General features: G+C 51.6%; 18 protein-coding genes. 12 read left to right on the top strand and 6 right to left on the bottom strand.

The window, feature by feature from the left end; translation table 11 throughout:
- Positions 1 to 79 precede the first annotated feature (79 nt).
- From ACLO87_RS01215 to ACLO87_RS01180, 8 genes are all read left to right on the top strand, one after another.
- Positions 80 to 1,009, top strand: a complete 930-nt coding sequence (locus ACLO87_RS01215) for a LysR family transcriptional regulator (protein WP_430222561.1) — start codon at positions 80 to 82, stop codon at positions 1,007 to 1,009.
- Positions 1,010 to 1,180: 171 nt separating this feature from the next.
- Positions 1,181 to 2,077: an ABC transporter substrate-binding protein gene (locus ACLO87_RS01210; RefSeq protein WP_430222560.1), complete on the top strand. Its 897-nt coding sequence runs from the start codon at positions 1,181 to 1,183 to the stop codon at positions 2,075 to 2,077.
- 18 nt (positions 2,078 to 2,095) lie between these two features.
- Entirely contained in the window at positions 2,096 to 3,613 is a 1,518-nt protein-coding gene (locus ACLO87_RS01205) for an amino acid ABC transporter permease/ATP-binding protein (protein WP_430222559.1), read from the top strand.
- 7 nt (positions 3,614 to 3,620) lie between these two features.
- Positions 3,621 to 4,898 (top strand): amidase, encoded by a 1,278-nt coding sequence (locus ACLO87_RS01200; RefSeq protein ID WP_430222558.1) that lies wholly within the window; start codon positions 3,621 to 3,623, stop codon positions 4,896 to 4,898.
- Positions 4,885 to 5,271, top strand: a complete 387-nt coding sequence (locus ACLO87_RS01195) for an ectoine synthase (RefSeq protein ID WP_430221139.1) — start codon at positions 4,885 to 4,887, stop codon at positions 5,269 to 5,271. The genes ACLO87_RS01200 and ACLO87_RS01195 overlap by 14 nt, the downstream gene beginning before the upstream one ends.
- 51 nt (positions 5,272 to 5,322) lie before the next feature.
- Positions 5,323 to 6,168, top strand: coding sequence for an urea carboxylase-associated family protein (locus ACLO87_RS01190; RefSeq protein ID WP_430222557.1), 846 nt, complete (start codon positions 5,323 to 5,325; stop codon positions 6,166 to 6,168).
- A gap of 4 nt (positions 6,169 to 6,172) precedes the next feature.
- Positions 6,173 to 6,853 carry a GntR family transcriptional regulator gene (locus ACLO87_RS01185; protein ID WP_430222556.1) on the top strand — a complete coding sequence of 227 codons (681 nt, stop codon included), beginning with the start codon at positions 6,173 to 6,175 and terminating at the stop codon, positions 6,851 to 6,853.
- 269 nt (positions 6,854 to 7,122) lie between these two features.
- Positions 7,123 to 7,563, top strand: a complete 441-nt coding sequence (locus ACLO87_RS01180; RefSeq protein ID WP_135862776.1) for a universal stress protein — start codon at positions 7,123 to 7,125, stop codon at positions 7,561 to 7,563.
- Positions 7,564 to 7,628: 65 nt separating this feature from the next.
- On the opposite strand, the gene ACLO87_RS01175 is transcribed toward ACLO87_RS01180, so the two are convergent.
- Genes ACLO87_RS01175 through nadE form a run of 3 tightly spaced genes read right to left on the bottom strand, consistent with a single transcriptional unit; the run spans position 7,629 to position 10,110 of the window.
- Entirely contained in the window at positions 7,629 to 8,150 is a 522-nt protein-coding gene (locus ACLO87_RS01175) for a cytochrome b (RefSeq protein ID WP_430222555.1), read from the bottom strand.
- Between the two features lie 22 nt (positions 8,151 to 8,172).
- Positions 8,173 to 9,237, bottom strand: a complete 1,065-nt coding sequence (locus ACLO87_RS01170; RefSeq protein WP_430222554.1) for an AI-2E family transporter — start codon at positions 9,235 to 9,237, stop codon at positions 8,173 to 8,175.
- Positions 9,238 to 9,261: 24 nt separating this feature from the next.
- Positions 9,262 to 10,110 (bottom strand): ammonia-dependent NAD(+) synthetase, encoded by an 849-nt coding sequence (nadE, locus tag ACLO87_RS01165; protein ID WP_135862770.1) that lies wholly within the window; start codon positions 10,108 to 10,110, stop codon positions 9,262 to 9,264.
- Positions 10,111 to 10,280: 170 nt separating this feature from the next.
- On the opposite strand from nadE, the gene ACLO87_RS01160 reads away from it, so the two are divergent.
- Entirely contained in the window at positions 10,281 to 11,402 is a 1,122-nt protein-coding gene (locus ACLO87_RS01160) for a GGDEF domain-containing protein (RefSeq protein ID WP_430222553.1), read from the top strand.
- A gap of 509 nt (positions 11,403 to 11,911) precedes the next feature.
- Here ACLO87_RS01160 and ilvD read toward each other — a convergent pair.
- Positions 11,912 to 13,777 carry a dihydroxy-acid dehydratase gene (gene ilvD, locus ACLO87_RS01155; RefSeq protein ID WP_135862766.1) on the bottom strand — a complete coding sequence of 622 codons (1,866 nt, stop codon included), beginning with the start codon at positions 13,775 to 13,777 and terminating at the stop codon, positions 11,912 to 11,914.
- Between the two features lie 148 nt (positions 13,778 to 13,925).
- Between ilvD and ppc the strand changes: the two genes are divergently transcribed.
- The 3 genes from ppc to ACLO87_RS01140 are packed head-to-tail and all read left to right on the top strand — an operon-like array spanning position 13,926 to position 18,234.
- Complete coding sequence (gene ppc / locus ACLO87_RS01150; RefSeq protein WP_430222552.1) at positions 13,926 to 16,748, top strand: phosphoenolpyruvate carboxylase; 2,823 nt, start codon at positions 13,926 to 13,928, stop codon at positions 16,746 to 16,748.
- A gap of 45 nt (positions 16,749 to 16,793) precedes the next feature.
- Positions 16,794 to 17,012, top strand: coding sequence for a hypothetical protein (locus tag ACLO87_RS01145; protein ID WP_135862762.1), 219 nt, complete (start codon positions 16,794 to 16,796; stop codon positions 17,010 to 17,012).
- Between the two features lie 4 nt (positions 17,013 to 17,016).
- Positions 17,017 to 18,234, top strand: a complete 1,218-nt coding sequence (locus tag ACLO87_RS01140; protein ID WP_135862760.1) for a class I SAM-dependent methyltransferase — start codon at positions 17,017 to 17,019, stop codon at positions 18,232 to 18,234.
- Here ACLO87_RS01140 and ACLO87_RS01135 read toward each other — a convergent pair.
- Both ACLO87_RS01135 and ACLO87_RS01130 read right to left on the bottom strand, forming a co-directional pair.
- A complete protein-coding gene (locus tag ACLO87_RS01135; protein WP_430222551.1) occupies positions 18,231 to 19,379 on the bottom strand; it encodes a hypothetical protein in 1,149 nt (382 codons plus the stop codon). The genes ACLO87_RS01140 and ACLO87_RS01135 overlap by 4 nt on opposite strands.
- Entirely contained in the window at positions 19,379 to 21,409 is a 2,031-nt protein-coding gene (locus ACLO87_RS01130; protein ID WP_430222550.1) for a lytic transglycosylase domain-containing protein, read from the bottom strand. Before ACLO87_RS01130 ends, ACLO87_RS01135 begins: the two co-directional genes overlap by 1 nt.
- Positions 21,410 to 21,542 lie beyond the last annotated feature (133 nt).

Raw genomic sequence — 21,542 nt, 5'->3', positions numbered from 1 at the left:
TGATTTTAGGTATCACTCAAATATCTGTAAAATAGTTATTAAGTCTATTTGCTATACCTTTTTCATATACCAGAAAGCCATGGAATTACGTCAGTTACGCTACTTCATCAGTGTGTGCGAAACCGGCAGTCTGCTGCGTGCCTCTGCGCGTTTACACATTGCCCAACCAGCGTTGGGACAACAAATTTCAGCACTGGAAAATGAACTGGGGGTGAAACTATTTGAACGCTCTAATCGGGGCATGATTCAAACAGAGGCCGGACGCACCTTCCTTGAACATGCTCGTGTGGTACTGGCTGATGCCGAACGCGCCAAACAAGCCGTGCGTTTTTCCAGCACTACCCCTAGCGGTGAAGTCGCTATAGGCTTGCCCACCAGCATTGCCCTCAGCACCACGCTTCCCATACTCAGCGCGTGCCGCCAACAGTTTCCCAATGTGCGGCTCAAAATTGTGGAAGCGTATAGCGGTTTTATTCAAGAATGGCTGCATTCAGGTCGCTTAGATATTGCTCTACTTTTTGGCGCTGAACCCGAACCCGGACTCAACAAACGTGCCCTGCTGGACGACAGCCTAGTCTTTGTATCCAGCACTCAACAGCCTTTGGCGGACAACCTCAGTTTGGCCGATATCAGCAGCCTCCCGCTCGTATTGCCGGGCCAAGAGCATGGTTTGCGGCGCATTATTGACGACGCCTGCGCGACCCAAAAACTCACGCTAGATGTAGTGGCCGAAATCGAATCCTTGGGCAGCGTGAAACGTGCCACTCAAGCTGGGCTAGGCAGCACCATTTTGCCGCAAGTCTGTATTTTGGAAGAGGTTGCCAACGGCACCTTGCATAGCGCCCACATAGATGGGGGCAATTTATCCAGACGCGTGGTGTGTGCCACCAGTTTGACGCGTCCAGGTTCTACCGCCATTGCTGCCGTAGAAGCTTTAATTTTAGATGTCATCTCTCAGATGGTTAGCAGCGGCATCTGGCCCGCTCGCTGGATTGGCGAAGCGCTCTAAACCTAGCCTCCAGCCCTTTTTCTCCTTGTTTTTGTACTGTATCTGATCATGCGGCGGTGTACGCATGTTTCGTGATAACCCTTATTGCCGGGCAAAACATTGTTGAACAATAATTAAATTGTTCAACAATTATTAGCAGCACAAAAGCCACCAAACCCACAAGGAGACTCCATGAAAAAGCCACATCAGCGCACGCCTTTACGCGCACTCAAACACGCTCTAACCAACCCACTAACGTGGTTAGGTTGCAGCGCCATCTTGGCATTTAGCCCACTCGCCTCTGCCTCTGCCTCTGCCTCTACCGCCACACCTCCTACCGTGCAATCGGGTGTGCTGACTATTGCTTCTGATTTAACCTACCCACCCTACGCTTACTTCCAAGACAAAGTACCTTCCGGTTTTGATGCGGACTTCAGCCGCTTAATGGCCAAACACCTGAGCTTGGATGCCAACATCGTAGACACCCGTTTCGCTGATTTGGTGGTGGGGCTACGCGCTAACCGTGTTGATGTGGTGGCCTCGGCGTTGTACATGACACCCGAACGCGCCAAGCTAATCAGCTATGTGCCGTATCTGAAAACAGGTTCGTCACTCATCGCCTTGAGCAAAAGCACTCAGCGCCCCCAAAACCCTGAAATGCTATGCGGCCTCAAAGTCAGCACCATCAAAGCGGCATCGTGGACACCTAAGCTAGAGCGTGTATCGCAATCCTATTGCCAAGCACAAGGCAAGCCCGCCATCACCGTATTGGAATTCCCTACTTCGCCTGAAGCCTTGATGGCTCTGCGTTCCAGCGCGGCAGACGTGATGATGGAAGACTCCGCCGTGGCTCACCAGTTGGTGCAAACAATGAAAGGCGAGTTGGAAGTCACATCCCCCGAGCTGCTCTACACCATCGTGATTGCCCTAGGCGTTAACCAACGCAACCCTGAGCTTTCCGAAGCCTTAACACAAGCCCTACAACGCGCCACAGAAAGTGGTGAGTACGCCCAACTGCTGGAGCAATACGGTCTCGCCGCCCCCACACAGGCCGACATAGAAAGCTCTCTAGCTACACAGCCACAATAAGAATCGGAGTATCAGGTAATGGAATTTGATTGGTCGTATGCGTATAGCCTACTTTTTGATCATGACTTTTGGCTCGCCTGCTGGACAGTCGCCAAACTGGGATTTTTGTCCTGGTTACTGGCGGGCGGCTTAGGCTTCTTTCTGGCTCTGGCAAAACAGTCCAGCATTCGGCCCATCAATTGGCTATCTAGACTCTACATCTGGTTCTTCCGCAGTTTGCCGCTGTTGGTACTGCTGATGTTCATCTACAACCTGCCGCAGGTGTTCCCCGCCTCGGCCAGCGTGCTCACCGAGGCTTTTTATGCTGGTTTGATTTCGCTGGTGTTAAGTGAAGCCGCCTACATGGCCGAAATTCACCGAGGCGGCATTCTGGCGGTACCCCGTGGTCAATACGAGGCTGGTAAAGCCTTGGGACTACGTTATGCAGGTATTCAGCGCTTGATCATCATCCCTCAAGCTATTCGTATTGCCTTGCCTACGCTGAGCAACGAGTTCATCACCATCGTGAAACTGACCTCGCTGGTATCGGTGATTTCATTAACGGAAATCTTGTTGGTAGGCCAGCGCCTGTACACACACAACTTCCTAATCTTTGAAACCATGCTAGCCGTTGCCTTCTATTACGTGCTGATGGTGACGATTTTCGATAAAGCGTTGGGCTGGTTAGAACAATACTTGGACGTCAGCACACGCAAACCCACGGCCTACCGTTTGAGCAGTACCGAGCAAGCGGCTATTCAACAGGCTCCCGCTGCCACCGAGAAAACGGTTTCTACTACAGCTGATTCCGCACCTGCTCTGGAAGTTCGCCACCTGAACAAGTTCTATGGCGATCATCATGCGCTGAAAGACATCAATCTGAGTGTGCGTAGCGGTGATGTGATTTCTATCATCGGCCCGTCTGGCTCCGGTAAAACCTCGCTAATACGTACGTTAAATGGCTTAGAAGCTTTTTCAGACGGTAGCGTGTGGATTCACGGCCAGCACTTCTTAGGCACACAAAACGGCCAAAGCTTAACGGCACTCCATCCTGAGCTTATTCTGGATATAGGCATGGTGTTCCAAAGCTTTAACCTGTTCCCACACCGCACCGTGCTGGACAACGTCACGCTAGCCCTGAGCTATCACAACCGTGGCACCGCCTCGTCACGACGTATTGAAGCGCTCACCCAGCTGTCCCGCGTGGGCATGGTAGAACATGCCAACAAATACCCGCATCAGCTTTCCGGTGGACAACAACAGCGTGTCGCCATTGCCCGTGCCTTGGCCATGCACCCTTCCATCATGCTGTTTGATGAGCCTACTTCAGCGTTGGACCCTGAGTTGGTCAACGAAGTACTGCGTGTCTTGGAATCCTTAGCTGCCGAAGGCATGACCATGCTGATTGTGACCCACGAAATGCGCTTTGCCTTCAACGTCTCTAATCGCGTCGTTTTCATGGAAAACGGAGCCATCTTGCACGATGAATCCCCCACCGATTTGCGCCAATCCAGTGATACGCGCGTCAGTGAATTTCTGAGCCAACTGAATCACTAATCGCATCATGAGTACCGAAACCGTTTCTACCGCTTCGTGCTTGCATCGTATTGACGCTGCGTCTAGTGAGGCCGCTCTCGCCCTAACAGTCATAGACAGGCAAGCCAGCACCCGCACCGCTGGCCCGCTAGCAGGCTGGAACTTGAGCATCAAAGCCAATATAGATGTGGCGGGCTGGGTGAGTCATGCTGGTTCTGCCGCCTTCTTACAGCGCCCTGCTGCCACACACGATGCAGCCCTTGTGCAGCAGTTGCGGCAACAAGGCGCCACGATTCTGGCACAAAGTAACATGACGGAATTTGCCTATGGAGCATTGGGCTTAAACCACCACTTTGGCACACCACGTAATCCGCGTTACCCCCATGAAGAACGTGTGCCCGGCGGCTCCAGCTCAGGAGCTGCGGTGTCTGTGGCCTTAGGCTTTAGCGATGCCGCCTTGTGTACAGACACCAGTGGCTCGGCCCGTATCCCTGCTGCATTTTGTGGCGTGGTAGGGTTCATTCCCACCAAAGGCTTGCTGCCCGAAGACGGAATCTTCCCGCTTTCGCCCAGCTTTGATGTACCGGGCTTCATCGCTCCTAACGTCACACGCTGTGCTCAACTTTTCAATGCCTTACACCCCACCACGCAATCTGCCATCCCGTCCTCTCAGCCTTGGACGCTGTTAGTTCCCACTGAGTTAGATAGCTTGAATCTGGATGACGATGTAGTTCAGCAATTTCATGCTGCCTGCAATGCGTTAGAACAAGCCGGTGCCACGTTGGTGAAAGCAAGTTTTCCAGCATTGATCACGGCCGGTGCAACGGCGGCAGAAGGCGGCATGATTAGCGCCGAAGCCTACAGCATTCACCAGCGCTGGCTTGAAAACTATGGTGAGCAATACGACCCACTTATACGTCAGCGTATTACCGCTGGCGCCACGTTGCCTGCGTGGCGCTACGCGCACGCACGTCAACAACTACACGAGCAAACACGCGCAGCGCTACATCAGCTCGCACACGTAGATGCTGTGCTGACGCCTACCTGCCCCATGTTGGCTCCCGCACTCGCCCCACTACATGACAGCGAGCACTATCTGGCCACCAACCGTCGCTCGTTCTTGCTCACTGAATTTGCTAATCGCTTGAATCTACCCAGCCTTAGCCTGCCTTATACCCCCGTCAATACGCATAGCATTGGCTTATTACTGACTGCCAAACCCCACAACGAGCCTAGGCTTCTTGCTCTAGCCCAGTGGATAGAAACCCTTTTACTTGCCAAGGAGCAACACCATGATTGTGATTAATGCCAAACAACTGCGCGGTACCCCTAGAGACGCAAGCGGCCCAGGCTGGGAAAGCGTGCGCATGATTGTCAAAGACGATGGCATGGGCTATTCCGTACACGAAACGCGCATCACAGAAGGTGCCGAGCTAGAGCTGGAATACAAAAACCACTTCGAGACCAACTACTGCGTATCCGGCGAAGGTGAAGTCAAAGACCTGAACACCGGCAAAACCTACCCCATCAAAGCAGGCGATATTTATGCCCTAAACCTGAATGACCCGCACATTCTGCGCGCCATTAAAGGTGACCTGCATTTGCTGTGTGTGTTTAATCCACCGCTCAATGGTGATGAAACCCATAACGCTGATGGCAGCTACGACGTGCGCGACTAATCGCTCCCACGTTTTCTGCTGTTTTTTACACATCATCTTTAGAGGTATCACATGGGAAATTATCCTGCCGCCTACCAGTCTACTCAGGGCTCCGCCCTCTCCGTGGACAAAGCGTTCTACAGTCGTCTTATAGAACGCCCAGAAACGCGCACCTTAGTGGACAAATTTGTAGTGCCCATCCGCAGCGGTAAAGCATGGGAAGTACCAGCAGGCCACGTCTGCCGCATTGTCACCATTGAAGGCCCTCAAGTAGCCGATTTGAACATGTGGAATAGACACGACCCGCGTGAACGCATGTGGGCATCCCGTACACGTCAGCTACAAGCAGCGCACGTTAGCGTCCATGATCGTCTGTGGTCTACGCTGCCCTTCCTACGCCCTATGGCCACTATTACTGACGACACCCTTGCCGACTACGGTATTGATGGTGATGGTGGTCGCGTGCATGATTTACTGGGCACACGTTGCGATCCTTACGTCAATCATCTGCTCACAGGTGAAGATTTCCATTTCCACTGTCACTCTAATCTGACACGCGCAGTTGCTCCCTACGGCTTAACGGAATTCGACGTACACGACGTCTTAAATGTGTTTCAATGCACAGGCTTAAATGATGACGATCAGTATTTCATGAAGGCTTGCCCAGCTCAAAAAGGTGACTACTTCGAGTATTTTGCCGAAATAGACTTGCTGTGTGCATTGTCTACCTGCCCTGGCGGTGATTTATCCGTACCATTATGGGGGCCAGATGCTCGTGACCCTATTGATGTTTGTCGTCCATTAGGTGTAGAAGTATATGCGTTGGCACCCGAATTACTGGAAGGTTGGTCACAACCAGAACGCGCCCGTTACCACGGCCACCACGGCATGAACCCTGAACTCGTTCAATGGAGATGAGTCATTGAAAACCAAAATCGATGTGGAAAATCTATCTATTGTTGATGTCATTGGCCACAAGCTACGCAATGCCATTATCGAAGGTAAGTTAGCCCCCGGAGAGCAACTGATAGAAGTGGATCTCGCACAAACCTACGATGCTTCACGCAATAGCATCCGCGAGGTGCTGCATCTGCTAGTACGCGATGGCTTGGCCACATCGATTCGTCACCGTGGCGTCTTTGTACGCAAGTTTCACGTTGATGATCTGCAAGACTTATACACTGCACGCCGTACCTTGGAGCTGCACGCCGTGCACTCCTCTCCGCCACCTTCCCGCTCCTTGCTCAACAAGATGGCCAGAAACAATAAGCAAGCCGAACGCGCCTTGGCTAAAGAGCAATGGCAAGAAGTAGGATCGCTCAGTTTGATGTTTCACCAACTGGTGGTGTCTATGTTGGGCAGCAAACTACTAGATGAATTTTTTCTGACCCTCTGTGCGCAGTTGCGTTTGGTATTCTTTGCTGGTCCAGATGAAAAGATCGTTCAAGCCCCGCTGTGGATAGATTGGGAACGCCGTATACATCAACACTTATGCGACGGTGACATCGCCCAAGCCGAATACGAATTAGCACAGTACTTAGATGCCTCTGAAACAGCACTCAGCAAAGTCGTCAGTACATACCAAAACTCTGGTCTGAAATAAGTGTGGCATTTACCTGTTATTACAGCCTTTTGCCGTGTATGACAGACTTTACTGATATAGTTTTCAACAGGACTAACCCACGCAAATGTAAAACGAGGGGAAAACCATACGAAGCAGCTAATTTGGCCGCGATTTAACGAAAAAAACAGTCTATTTTCGTCTATATCCCCGTGCTAACTAGCCTGCTTGACCCGTATCAATCTCTTTTTTACCTATAGTGGCAAAATGTGTTTTAAGCCCATTGTTTTTTCATCAAGGTATTTCAACATATGAAAACTGTACTATTACCCTACGACGGTTCCGACACCGCCAAACGTGCTCTGCAATATCTGATTGATCTGTCCAAGGATTATTCTGGCTTCTCAGTGCATGTACTGAATGTGCAGTTTGATCCGCAAATTTATGGCCGCAGCTACACAGCCTTCATTGGCGACGCGCTGAAGCAACTGCGTGAAGACACACACAAATACGCTATTGATATGGCCGAGCAAGCCGCTGCACTGCTGCGCGAAGCTGGCATCAACACTACCGCTCACGCTTCTGTAGATACCGATATCGCATTTGCTGTGAACGAACTGATCAAATCCCAGAAATGTGACTCCATCGTCATGGGCACACGCGGTATGAGCGGCTTGGGTAATCTGTTCTTGGGCTCGGTAGCCACTCGCATCATTCATCAAGTAGACATCCCTGTCACTCTGATCAAGTAAGCGGGTACTCACCTAAAAAAACAGGCGCTTTACGCGCCTGTTTTTTATTGCCTATTACCTACGTATTACATACGCCCCATCACATCTGTTGCAGGGTTACGTTTGTGCCAGTAGGCCAAAAAGATATGCGCGAAGATCGCGATGAACAACACAATGCCCAGATTACCGTGCCAGTTGTTCCCTAGCGCCACCATCCACTCTACTTTTTGCTCGCTGGCTTGTGTGATAGGAATACCGAAGTAGTTGAAGGCACGTCCCGACCCATATTGGCGGAACAAAGCCATACAGGGTACTGCCAACATAAACACGTACAGCACTCGATGCCCCCACAAAGCGAAGGTGCTAATTGCTGCTGGCGATTCTTCACGCATCTTCCACGCCCAGATCACACGTATCCACCACAACAGGAACAGCGTAAAACCTATTAAACGATGCCAAGGCCATAAAGCATCTGACAACGGGGTTTCATCTGCAAATCGTCGTGTCAGAATCGTCACCAGCATGACACCAAAACCTATCGCCATTAACCAATGCAAAAACCGGCTTACTCCATCGTACCGTGCTTGCGAATTGGAAAAAGAACGCATGACCGCCTCCTTTATCTAAACGTCAGGGAACAGGATGAGTGGGAGCCTGATGCGTCCACTCTCGCCACATGGCTACCAACAATGCCATTAAAACCGGGCCTATAAACAACCCTACAAAGCCCATAGTCTGTACACCACCTACCAATCCGAAGAAAGTAGGCAAAAACGGAAGTTTCACCGGACCACCCACCAAACGTGGGCGCAGCGTTTTGTCTACGATGAAGAGCTCTATTGCTCCCCACAAAAACAACCCTACACCAGCACCTACGCTACCTGACCCTACTAGGTACAGCGAGATCAGCGTAAAGGACAAAGGTGCACCACCCGGTATCAATGCCATGAAGCCTGTTACCACCCCCAGCAATGCGGGAGACGGCACACCAGCTATCCAATAGGCAATACCCAGCACAATCCCCTCGCCCAGTGCGATTAAGCCCATACCGGTTACGGTGGAGTTCACCGTTGCTGGTACAACGCGAGAAAATCGCTGCCACCGCTCAGGTAAAATGCGCTCGCCGATGACATCCAGTTGAGACAATATATGATCACCGTCTTTATAGATGAAAAATAAGGTAATCAGCAGAAACAGCAGCGTTAGCATCAGGTGGAAAACGTTACCTGTTGCCGACAGCACCATACGGTAAATATTGCCTAAATGCTGGCCACTGACCATTTCCACCATGGCGCCTAAAGCATGTGGCTCGCCTAGGTACAAAGTCCAATACTCTGACAAGCGCTGGCCCACCATCGGCAATGCACGAATCCAATCGGGTACCGGCATCCCATCTCGGTTAGCCTCTAATACCCACGCAATAAAACTGCTGGCTTCTTTAATGGCAAAGGACAACGCCAGCGATATGGGTACAACCACCACCACAATCACGACTAATAGCGCCAAAGTGGCCGCCAAGGTATTGCGGTTATTACAGTACGCCAATAAGCGTCTATACAGAGGCCAACTTGCCAAGCCTATGATCAGCGCCGCCAATACGGGCACCAAAAAGCCATGCAAGAAATACAAACCGGCCAAGACAATAAGTAGCAATAACCAACGGGCAATCAGGTGAGCCGGTAAAACAGGTTGCATAGGAAGCGCTTCCGTTAGTAAGAATCAAGCAGTAAAGATAGGCGTAGCAGGCAACGCACGCTTATGCGCTGACGCCGCAAAGTAACGCAGCATGATTTGCGCTGCATCATCACTTACTGCCTTCCCTTCCAGAAAATCATCGATTTGCTCATAACTTACACCAAAAGCTTCCTCATCTGGACGCAACGGTGACAAATCTTCCAAATCGGCCGTAGGCACTTTATACACTAGTTGTTCAGGCGCACCCATCAACGCCCCCAAACCCCGTACTTGGCGTTTAGTCAGCCCAGCTAATGGCATAACGTCGGCAGCACCATCACCAAACTTGGTGAAAAAGCCCATCAATGCTTCAGCGGCGTGATCACTACCCAACACCAATCCTGAAGCGGCAGCCGCAGCAGCGTATTGCGCCACCATGCGCTGTCTGGCTTTGATATTACCTACGATGAAATCTTGTTGTGCTGCACTTTTGAAAGTTTGCCCAGCTTGCAGCATTTGTGCCAATAACGCGTCTGTTGCTGGCTTGATATCTACCGTTAGACGCTCATCGGGTTGAATCACCTCCATGCAGGCCTCGGCATCGGCCGCATCAGCTTGCTGACCGTAAGGCAAACGCATAGCGATAAAGCGCACGTTATCACCCTCTTTGCGTAGACGTTCTGCGGTGCGTTGTGCCAAACATGCAGCGACCAAGGAATCCACCCCGCCACTGATACCCAACACCATCGCCTGCACACGACTGCGCTTCACATACTGCATTAGAAAAACGATACGACGTTCTAGCTCGTGCTCTAGATTCAGCCCGGCTTTCACACCCAGTTCTTCAATAATTCTTTGTTGTGCTTCGCGCAATCTTGCATCCTGCATAGTCATTTCCTACTTGGGTTCCAACTACAGTGAAGCACTTATTGTAATGCCATGCTGTCAGAGCCACTGTTAAAAATCCGTGTCTATACCCCACACATCCTGACAGTCTGGCATAACATTACCCGCTATACTGATAAAACTTTACCAATTGCGTCATTTAGTTACTGTCCATCAGGATGAAAACCTCTTCCTTGCAAGACTTAAAAACACTGAGCATCGCGTCACTACAAGATACGTTTTCCACACGTTATCACTCCAAGGACTTCAGCTTCGCTCGCAGTGAATACTTACGCGTACGGATACAGATTATTGCGCTGCTTTTTGCCTTACTCACCCCACTGTGGGCGGTAATGGATAATCTAGCCCTACCGGAACACACGCTTAACCACGTGTTGCTCTTACGTGTGGTGATGTTTATTGGTTTAGTCGCCATTTTGCTGGCATCTAGGTTCAAACGCTCTAACCGTAGCAGCCTGCTATTAAGCACATCCATCTTCGTGCTGCCAGCTCTGTTCTATGCTGCTGTATTGGTTTATCTACCCAACGATGGTAACTATTCGTTAGTAGGCTATAGCTTCATCCCGTATTTGCTGACAGCTACCTTGGGGATATTCCCCTTCACATTGCTAGAATCGTTCGGCATAGGACTAGGCCTACTCCTGCTACAGTTTTGCTCTGGCTTTGTAGACGGGACAGCTTTTAGCCCGCGTGCCTTACAAGATTTATGGTTGCTGGCCGCACTCTTGGCCATTGCCATGACTACCAACCACTTTCAACTAGGCTTATTGCTGCGCTTGTACCGTCAAGCCACCCACGACCCGCTAACAGGCTTACTAAACCGCACCGCACTCACCCGTCATATAGAACACCAAACACCACAAGAGCTGATGCCGCCCGTGGCTGTGATGCTGCTGGATCTAGATTTCTTCAAACAGATTAATGACCAGCACGGACACTCGGTGGGCGATCAAGTGCTTAAACGCTTTGCACTGCTACTCAAGAAAGAGGCTAAACAGCAAGACGTTATTTGTAGATACGGTGGCGAAGAGTTCTTATTATTAAGCGGCCCCTGCACAGTAGAAACCGCCACAGCACAAGCTGAACGCATACGCGAAGCCTGCCATCAACTGCGACTGGCCAATATGGATGGTGACGCCGTGAGCCTAACCGTCAGCATAGGTATTAGCATGTTGCGTCATGGCGAGCACCTAAACGATGCCATACAGCGCGCGGATCAACGCCTATACCAAGCCAAACGCGCTGGCAGAAACTGCATCATGGCTGGTACAGCAACCTAAGCGTGTAATGAGCGTAAAGCCCACTTACTCACGACTGGGCTGCATGAGCCTAAGGCTGCGAAAGTATTTTTTAATTTGTAAACCAAATAAAAAAACACTTTCATCCGCCTTTCCTTCATCGCTTGCCACGAATGTTAAATAGGCCGTCGTTGAAGATAATGGGTATGTTGGTAGCAAATAAAAGATTGCTCTTCTCACAAGCTACCAAGCACTAAGCTGGGCGCGAGAAACCTGAAGCCGCTATTATTCAAGAAAGGACTGTCAACCTATCCTCATCAGAATCATCGAGGGACGGAGAGGAAACTTTTTTGATTTGGTGTCTCAAATCACAAAAAGTATTCCTGCAGTCCCTAGCGTGTGCGATGAACACTAGCCGCCAGACTTCAACAAGTTGCCCTACTGTGTAGCCCATAAACAGTAGCCGTAAACGAAACAAAGCTCTGGCAACACACCAGAGCTTTGTCAGTAATCTACAGGTAGCCTCAATACTACCTGCTCACGGCAACAGCCTACTTACGGTACAACTGACTTACGTCACGTACTGCACCACGGTCAGCCGAGGTCGCCAATGCAGCATAAGCACGCAGAGCCTGCGACACCACACGTTTACGATCTTCTACTGGCTGCCATGCATCTGCACCACGAGCTTCCATCGCTGCACGACGTGTTGCCAACTCTTCATCGCTAACAGCCAAGTGGATACGGCGGTTAGGAATGTCGATTTCAATCACATCGTTTTCTTCTACCAAGCCAATGGTGCCGCCCTCAGCTGCTTCTGGGGAAGCATGACCAATCACCAAGCCTGAAGAACCACCCGAGAAACGACCATCGGTAAACAACGCTGCTTTAGCACCCAAACCTTTGGATTTCAGGTAGGAAGTTGGGTACAGCATTTCTTGCATGCCAGGACCGCCTTTAGGCCCTTCGTAGCGAATGATGACCACATCGCCTTCGCCTACTTTGCCATTCAAAATGCCATCAACGGCACTTTCTTGGCTTTCGTAGATACGGGCACGACCAGTAAAGGTCAGAATGCTTTCATCCACACCCGCTGTTTTCACGATACAACCGTTCACGGCCAAGTTACCGTACAACACGGCCAAACCGCCGTCTTGCGAGTAGGCAAACTCTTTGCTGCGAATACAACCGCCTTCACGGTCTAAGTCTAGGTCTTCGTAGTAGCGATCTTGACTGAATGCTACTTGGGTAGGAATGCCGCCCGGCGCAGACAGGTAGAATTTTTCTACTGCTTTCAGGTTTTCACCCTTCACATCCCAACGACGAATAGCTTCGCCCAAGGTGCCACTGTGAACGTTATTCACATCTAGGTTCAGCAAATCAGCGCGCGCCAATTCAGCCAAAATACCCAGAATACCGCCAGCGCGGTGTACGTCTTCAATATGGTATTGCTGTGTAGCAGGTGCCACTTTGCTCAGGCACGGAACACGACGCGAAATACGGTCGATGTCGCTCATGGTGAAGTTCACTTCAGCCTCTTGAGCCGCTGCCAGCAAGTGCAATACGGTGTTAGTAGAACCGCCCATGGCCACGTCTAGTGTCATAGCGTTCTCAAAGGCTTCAAACGTCGCCACATTACGTGGCAATACGGAAGCGTCTTCTTGTTCGTAGTAACGTTTGCACAGTTCAACGATCAGGCCACCCGCCATTTCAAACAAGCCTTTACGGCGTGCGTGCGTAGCAACGATAGTACCGTTACCTGGCAAGGACAGACCCAGCGCTTCGGTCAGACAGTTCATGGAGTTAGCCGTGAACATACCGGAACAGGAACCGCATGTAGGACAGGCGCTGCGTTCAGTTTCGGCAACTTCTTCGTCAGATACGCCGTCTTCGGCTGCTTGAATCATGGCATCTACCAGATCCAGCTTGCGCACTACGGTTTTGCCATCTTTGGACATCACTTTACCGGCTTCCATTGGGCCGCCGGATACAAAGATGGTGGGAATGTTCAAGCGCAAAGACGCCATCAACATCCCGGGAGTAATTTTGTCGCAGTTAGAGATACACACCATGGCATCAGCACAGTGCGCGTTCACCATGTACTCGACGGAATCCGCAATCAGCTCACGCGAAGGCAGTGAATACAGCATGCCATCGTGACCCATGGCAATACCGTCATCCACCGCAATGGTGTTGAATTCTTTGGCTACGCCGCCTGCTGCCTCGATATGACGTGCCACTAGTTGGCCCATATCCTTGAGGTGCACGTGACCCGGCACGAACTGTGTGAACGAGTTCACAACGGCAATAATAGGTTTGCTGAAGTCGCCATCTTTCATGCCCGTCGCGCGCCACAATGCGCGCGCGCCGGCCATGTTGCGGCCATGAGTAGATGTACGTGAACGATAGTGTGGCATGTGTGCTGCTCTAGTCAAAAAGCATGGAAAAGAAGACTATGATAAACGTGCAGGCAACATAAAGCGACCAGACTGCTAAAAAAACACAGCTAAAGCCCGCACCGTGCTACAGGATTGCACCGACCACCCCACTTCTAGAGGAGACATCATGCCCCAACCGCAATCACTTCCTAACCAGCTTCCTTTATTACGCCAAGACATACGTTTGTTAGGCAAAGCACTGGGAGACGTGATTTACGATACCGATGGGGCTGATATTTTCAACATTATTGAGCGATTGCGACGCAGCGCCGTAGGCTACCGACGCACGGGTGATCAAAACGAATTACAAGCACTCACGGCTGACATTCCACAGCTCAGTTTGGTGGATGCACACACCGTATCACGGGCCTTTGCATACTTTCTGCACTTATCCAACATTGCCGAAGACCGCGAGCAAACCCGCCAACGCCGCCAGCATAGTCCAGATCAAACACCCGGTTCGCTGGAATACGCGTTGGCATTGTTTGCCAAGCAGCCTGAACCCGAGCAACTGCTGTCCTTTTTAGAACAAGCCTGCATTGTGCCTGTGCTGACTGCCCACCCTACTGAGGTACAACGTCAAAGTACGCTGGCACTACACCAAGCGATTGCTGCACTGCTACCGCTGCTGGATCAACAAGCTGCTGGCCACCAACCGCAGTTGCGTCATCGCTTAACAGCACTCATCACTACCATGTGGAAAACACGCATGCTGCGTCAGCACAAGCTGACGGTGATGGACGAAATCGATAACGCACTGGCCTATTATCCGCACACCTTCTTCCAGGCTATTCCGCAGCTGTATCACGACTTGGATCTGTTGCTGCACCCAGCCCTGTCCAACGCTCGTACCACGTTAAGCCAACCACCTCTGCGCCCCCTGCCTACTTTCTTACGTATGGGCAGTTGGATTGGTGGCGACCGTGATGGCAATCCCAACGTAGATGCCCACACACTGGAACAAGCCTTGCTGCACCAAAGCAGCACCGCTCTGCGTCACTATTTAAGTGAGATCAAAGCCCTAGGTACTGAGCTGTCACTGTCAGAATCCTTGGCTCCGGCTAGCGACGCCCTGATGGCGCTTTCTGCCGCCAGCCAAGACCAATCTCCACACCGTGTAGACGAACCTTACCGACGTGCCTGCATTCATCTTTATGCACGCGTCGCAGCTACTAGCCAACATCTCACAGGCAAAAGTTTGGCGATGCACCACACCTATGCCGCGCCAGCCTATGAATCACCTGCTGCCTTGTTGGCTGATCTGCAATGCATTGCTGACTCGCTACAAGCTAGCCACGCAGGTGCCGTAGCCGATCTGCGCTTACGCAATTTGATGCAAGCCGTCAGTATCTTTGGCTTCCACTTGGCCACGCTGGACTTGCGCCAAAGCTCTGACGTACACGAACGCGTGTTACACGAATTGTTCCAAGCGGCGGGCGTTCAATTCCAAGGCAAACCGGTGCAGTACAGTCAGTTGAGCGAAACAGAGCGCGTCAGCCTGCTGCGCCAAGAATTGGCAGAAACTCGTCCACTGGTATCGCCGTGGCTCACCTACACAGACGAAACAGAAAAAGAACTGGCTATATTGCGCTATGCCGCAACCGCGCGTAAACAATATGGCCACCGCGCTATTGAGCAAAGCATCGTGTCGCATACCGAAACGTTAAGCGACTTGCTGGAAGTACTAGTACTACAACAAGAAACCGGGCTGATCATTCCTGGCCTGCATGATCGTCAATCGTCAGGCTTGATGGTGGTTCCCCTGTTTGAAACCATTCCCGATTTGCAATGTGGTGCCGCCATCATGGCAGCCTACTTGGCCTTGCCTGAGGTCTCGGCTCGCATACGTCATGCACAAGATTCTGTGCAAGAAGTGATGCTGGGCTACTCCGACAGCAACAAAGATGGTGGTTACTTGTGCTCCAACTGGTCGCTGTATCAAACCGAACGCGAACTGGTAGAGGTTTTTGATCAGCACCATGTGCGACTGCGTCTTTTCCACGGTAGAGGCGGCTCGGTAGGCCGTGGCGGCGGCCCTAGCTTTGACGCTATCTTGGCCCAACCTGCCGGTACCGTTAATGGCTTAATCCGCCTAACTGAACAAGGCGAGATCATTCAAGGCCGTTATAAAAATGCGGACGTAGGCCGTTGGCACTTAGAAATGTTGGTAGCCGCAACGCTGCAAGCCAGCCTGAACAGCTCTACCGATGTAGAAAACCAGCATGTCAGCCAATACGGCGCAGCCATGCAGTTTATGTCCGATGCGGCACGCGATAGTTACCGTGCTTTGGTGTACGACACCCCCGGTTTTAACGACTACTTCTTCAGTGCTACCCCTATTCGTGAAATTGCGGGGTTGAACATAGGCTCACGCCCTTCATCACGCAAGGCCTCACAAACCATCGAGGACTTACGCGCTATTCCATGGGGCTTCTCATGGGCACAATGCCGATTACCTATCACTGGCTGGTACGGGGTAGGCAGTGCTATTCAACGTTATTTGGACGAGGGCATTGCTGGTGGCCCACGCACCCAAGAACTACGCTTGCAGCAACTGCGTGACATGGCTAAAGACTGGCCATTCTTCCGCACTTTGCTGTCCAACATGGAACAAGTGCTGGCTAAAACCGATCTGGATATTGGTGAAGCCTATGCCCAGCTTTGTCCCGATGCCGACCTAGCGCAGCGTATTTTCGGTGCGATACGCGACGAATACCAACGTTGCTGCACGCTGTTTACGCTACTAACTGAACACACCTTGCTAGAACACGACCCTGCACTGCAAGCTGCTCTGACCGAACGTTTCGCCTACATTGACCCGCTGAACCACTTGCAAGTAGAACTTCTACGCCGGTTGCGTCAACACCCGCAAGAGGTTGCCACCGAAGAGCAAGAAGCCATACACATCACCATCAACGGTATTGCTGCAGGCCTACGTAATTCGGGCTAAACCCTTGCCCTGCCTGCTGGTCTAGCTACCGGCAGGCAGGCTACAATGCCCTATCCGGTTATTGTTTATGCCATGAAAGCTTTCTTGCAACGCCCCATCTGGCGCGCCATTATCCTTTGCATACCGCTGTGGATAATCTTCAGCAATTTCTTGCTGGCAGTGATCAGTGCCACTGCTATCAGCTATCTTATTGGCATGCTCACTGAACTACGGCGTCTAGAAGCACGCCAACGCGACAAATCTGAACCGCCTTCCTCGTCTTGATCACATGAAACTGCTGCAAACTCCCCATATGCCTTCAGGCCTTCCTATGTTGGAGCCTGAGCTAACCGCCCTATTGGACCAACAGCACCATATATTAAGTGCTCGTATCCATGCCGAATCCGGCTTTATGCCGTTTGATCGCTGGATGCATGAGTGCTTATATGCGCCCGGTTATGGCTACTACACAGGCGGTAGCACAAAGTTTGGCAGCACCTCACCACAAGGTGACTTCACTACCGCCCCCGAACTCACCCCATTATTTGGCCAAACCGTTGCCCTGCAAATTCAGCAAGTGCTGCAGCAACTAGGTAGCGTCAATATTTTGGAGTTTGGTGCAGGTACTGGCGCTTGGGCTAAATCCATCATTCCCGCCTTGGCAGACCTAGGCATTGAGGCCAACTACGCCATCTTGGAGTTGTCGCCAGACCTACAACAGCGTCAGCAGCACACCTTGGCAGAGTTTGGTTCGCAGGTGCAATGGCTACAGCAATTACCACAAGACTTTGTAGGCTGTGTGATTGCCAACGAAGTGTTAGATGCCATGCCTGTGCATGTAGTGCAACGTGCTGACGACGGCAGCATTCTAGAAGTAGGTGTAACGCTTGTCGATCCAGCCACCGCGACTGGCCCCTTAGTTAGCCCCTTCCAATGGGCAGCCAAACCCGCTGCGCCTGAGCTCGCTGCCATTGCCGAAGAACGTTTACCCAACATCCCCGGCTACCGCACAGAAATTAACCTGCAAGCCGAAGCATGGGTAAAAGGTGCAGGACAATGGTTGCAACGTGGCGCTATCTTATTATTCGACTACGGCTTTCCTCGCCACGAGTACTACCACGGCCAACGTGCAGAAGGTACCTTGATGTGCCACTTCCGTCATTATGCACACGCTGAAGCGCTGCTGTATCCCGGCCTGCAAGACATCACGGCGCACGTAGACTTCACCGCAATGGCTGACGCCGCTTTAGAAGGTGGCTTAGATGTACTGGGCTACACCGCACAAGGGCGCTTCTTGCTCAATAGTGGTCTAGCACAACGCTTGGGCCATGCACCAGACAGTCAAGACCCTGAAGCCACAGCGCGCTGGGCCCACACCGTAGGCGCTGCACAAAAACTGCTATCTGAAGCAGAAATGGGTGAACTGTTTAAAGTACTGGCTTTGGGTAAAGACATAGATCCGCCACTGATAGGCTTTTTCAACGGCGACCGCCGCGATCGCCTTTAATCAGTCATCAAGCCAGATAGCACCGTCACGCGGGCAGCCTGCACAGCTGCCCGTATTTGTGGCCCCTGTCCGGCGTACTGACGGGCAATACCCGCCGCATCTACTTGCAATACAGCATTCAGTCGCTGCAACCATAGCGCTTCCTCTACATGGCGGTAGCACGCTAAGGCACCCAACAACAGAACGAACCTATCCGGTCTGCGTAACGCATCTACCTTTTCCAACCATTGCAGCTGTGTTTCTGCAGTAGCGCTCTGCTCCAAAGCAGCATGCGTCAGCGAGACCGACATTAATTGCGATAAGTCTCTACACTCAGCTGAAGCACGTATACGGCTAGCTAGATCCAATGGGGCATCACTCACAGCACACAGCACCGCATAGCGTTGCACGCTGTCTAGATTACGCTGTACAGCCAGCTGTAGCGCTTGCTCTACCCGGGCGTCGTACTGCAACCCTGGCATGACGCGCTGCGTAGCCTGCACAGACTCCAACACCTGCACAAAGCGCCAAGGTGCTTGGGTATGCAAGGCTTTACGTAATTCTTGCCAAATGCGCTCAGGTACTAATGCATCCACTTCGCCATCAGCTACCAACTGCTTGGCCAATTGCTCTGTTTCAGTGGCAATACTGAACGTACTAAAACGGGCAGCAAAACGCGCTAAACGCAGTAGACGTACAGGGTCTTCTACAAAAGCTTGCCCCACGTGGCGCAACAATTTCGCTTCTAAATCAACCTGCCCATGTAAGGGATCCACAATCCCACCGGTAGCACCTAATGCCATCGCATTGATGGTAAGGTCTCGACGACGCAGGTCATCTTCTAAGGTAACTTCCGTACCGGTATAAAAGGTAAAGCCTTGGTAGCCCCTGCCCGACTTACGCTCGGTGCGTGCCAGTGCGTATTCTTCTTTGGTACGTGGGTGCAAAAACACTGGGAAATCGCCCCCCACAGGAATAAAGCCACGCGCTTGCATGGCTTCAGGGGTCGTTCCCACTACTACCCAATCCTGATCACCAGCAGGTAGGCCTAGCAGTGCATCACGCACTGCCCCGCCCACCACGTACACCTGCAACCCCGCAATATAGCGATCGTTGGTTACAGGCCGTAACGCTGCTAGCTTTTGCTCTAGTGCCGTAGCCACCATTAAGGCAATGCCGCTACGCTGTTAGCAGTAGGCGAAATCACACCCAACCTGCGTTTCAACGATTGTGGCTCACCCGTAAACATCATGGAGTAATACGTCGCGTTGGACAGCACGTTCTTCACATACAAACGGGTTTCTGTGAATGGAATAGTTTCGGCAAAAATAGCACCTTCTACTGGCGCTTGTAAGCGCGAGCGCCACAAAATCGGGCGTTTGGGCCCAGCGTTATATCCGGCAGACGCCAATACCTCAGAACCATCTAACTGCTGCAGCACCATGTTCAAGTAGTTAGTACCCAAGATCGTGTTGGTATCGAAGTCGTTCACGCTAGAAGGCGTAAAGTTGCTCATGCCAATTTTGTTCGCTACCCATTTCGCTGTACCTGGCATCAACTGCATCAAACCTGACGCCCCAACACCAGAACGAGCATCGGTAATAAAGCGCGACTCTTGGCGAATCAACCCATACACCCATGCTGGGTCTAGGCTTACCAATTCTGCTTTTTCAGCCACACGGTCTTCAAACGGTGCAATAAAGCGCTGATCAAAGTCGATTTCATTACGTGTCAGCAGCGATGTATTCACCACACGGTCATAGATATGCTCTTGGCGAGCCAGCTCAGCTGCCGCGCGCAGTTGTCTGTCGCTCATGCCACGCAATGCAAACGACCACTCTGATACGGCCTCTGGACGCCAGCCCAGACGGAACAACTCCAACGAACGCATCAAACCAGGATGCAAACGCATGTCAGCAACTTCTTGAGCGCTCACACTGGCAGGACGTGCTGGCAATTGCGGCAATCTACCCAATTCTTCGTGCGCCAACTGACCATAGAAATTCAGGTCGCCAGTAATGGACTCAAACAACGCATTCGCTTCGGCAGTTTGGCCTTGAGCTTGCAGCGCACGGCCTTTCCAGTACACCCAGACTGGCTCAGCAGCTTGTCGCGGTGACATTTTCTCAACAGCTGCCTGCACTTTAGACCAATCAATCACTGGCTCACGCAGTTCAGCACGTACTTCCCAAGCATGGTTGTAATCTGTTTTACGCGTAGTACCAGATAATCTGTACCAACGCGCCGCATCAGGCTCAACACGCAATGCAGTCGTTAAGCCAAACTGCCCCCATACCCAATCCATGTTCTCGCGTGGAATACGGGTTTGCCAGTTTTGCTGTACGTACGCGGCTTGATCAGCACGGTTAGCATCACGCGCTAAACGCGATAATGCCAAGGTCACTAATTCTTGTTGTCCACGGTCTTTAATAGAGCCTTGAGCTTTCAACCATTGCTGTGGCGACTTCAACAAGGCCGCATAGTCTCTCATTTGCGCTGGCGTGAAGATAATCGCTGCCAAACGTTGTGCCTCGGCAGCTTTCCCTTGCTCTAACGCGTTGCGCATCAAACCGCGCACATCTTGCCAGCTGATCGCTTGATCAGCATACAACTGATCCAACATGGTCCAACACGTAGCACCAGGTTTAAACTGCGACAACACCGTTTCACTATCAATGCTTTGACCTGCCATATGACGCGCATAGTTTTGCGCACAGCGTGTTTGCGAGTTGCCCAAATCAGCAGCGTTCAATTCATTAATCAGTGCGTAATCACCACCACGTACAGCAATAATCGACCAATCACCTTTTAGACGTTCTGCTAAATAGTGATCAGGATAGGTGCGCAGGAAATGGCGTAGTGAGTCGGCTGGAGCAACGTTCTTAGGGTCCTGTAGTTGTTGGCGCAACGACCAATACTGTGGATAAGCACCTAGCACAGTGTCATCTTTAGCCTGGCTGGCCAGCGCTGGCAAGGCATTCCAACGTTTGGCGTCCAATGCATCTTTAGCTTGCAACACGGCTTGCCGCGCTTGTGGGGGTACAGTAGGTGCTACCGCCACGCGAGGCAATGTAGGTTCTGCTACCGCAACCTGTGCGGCGGGCGGTTCTGCAGCAATTGTTTTTTCTGCACGTTCACTGGATTGAGCCCCCGAACATGCTGCTAACCCCAACACTGACAAGGCTATTGTCAACATGGAAAGCGGTGAAGGTAACACGGGATGTGAAACCGCTTCGTTTTTCTGATACCTTAAGGGCTTTGCACTCATATTTTTACCTGCCTTGAGAACGTGCTGGGCGGAATCGCCTGACTGTAGGACACCAATTCAT

This window comes from Paenalcaligenes sp. Me52 (assembly GCF_050487965.1).
Classification (GTDB): domain Bacteria; phylum Pseudomonadota; class Gammaproteobacteria; order Burkholderiales; family Burkholderiaceae_B; genus Paenalcaligenes.
This window is presented reverse-complemented; position numbering and strand designations above follow the sequence as displayed.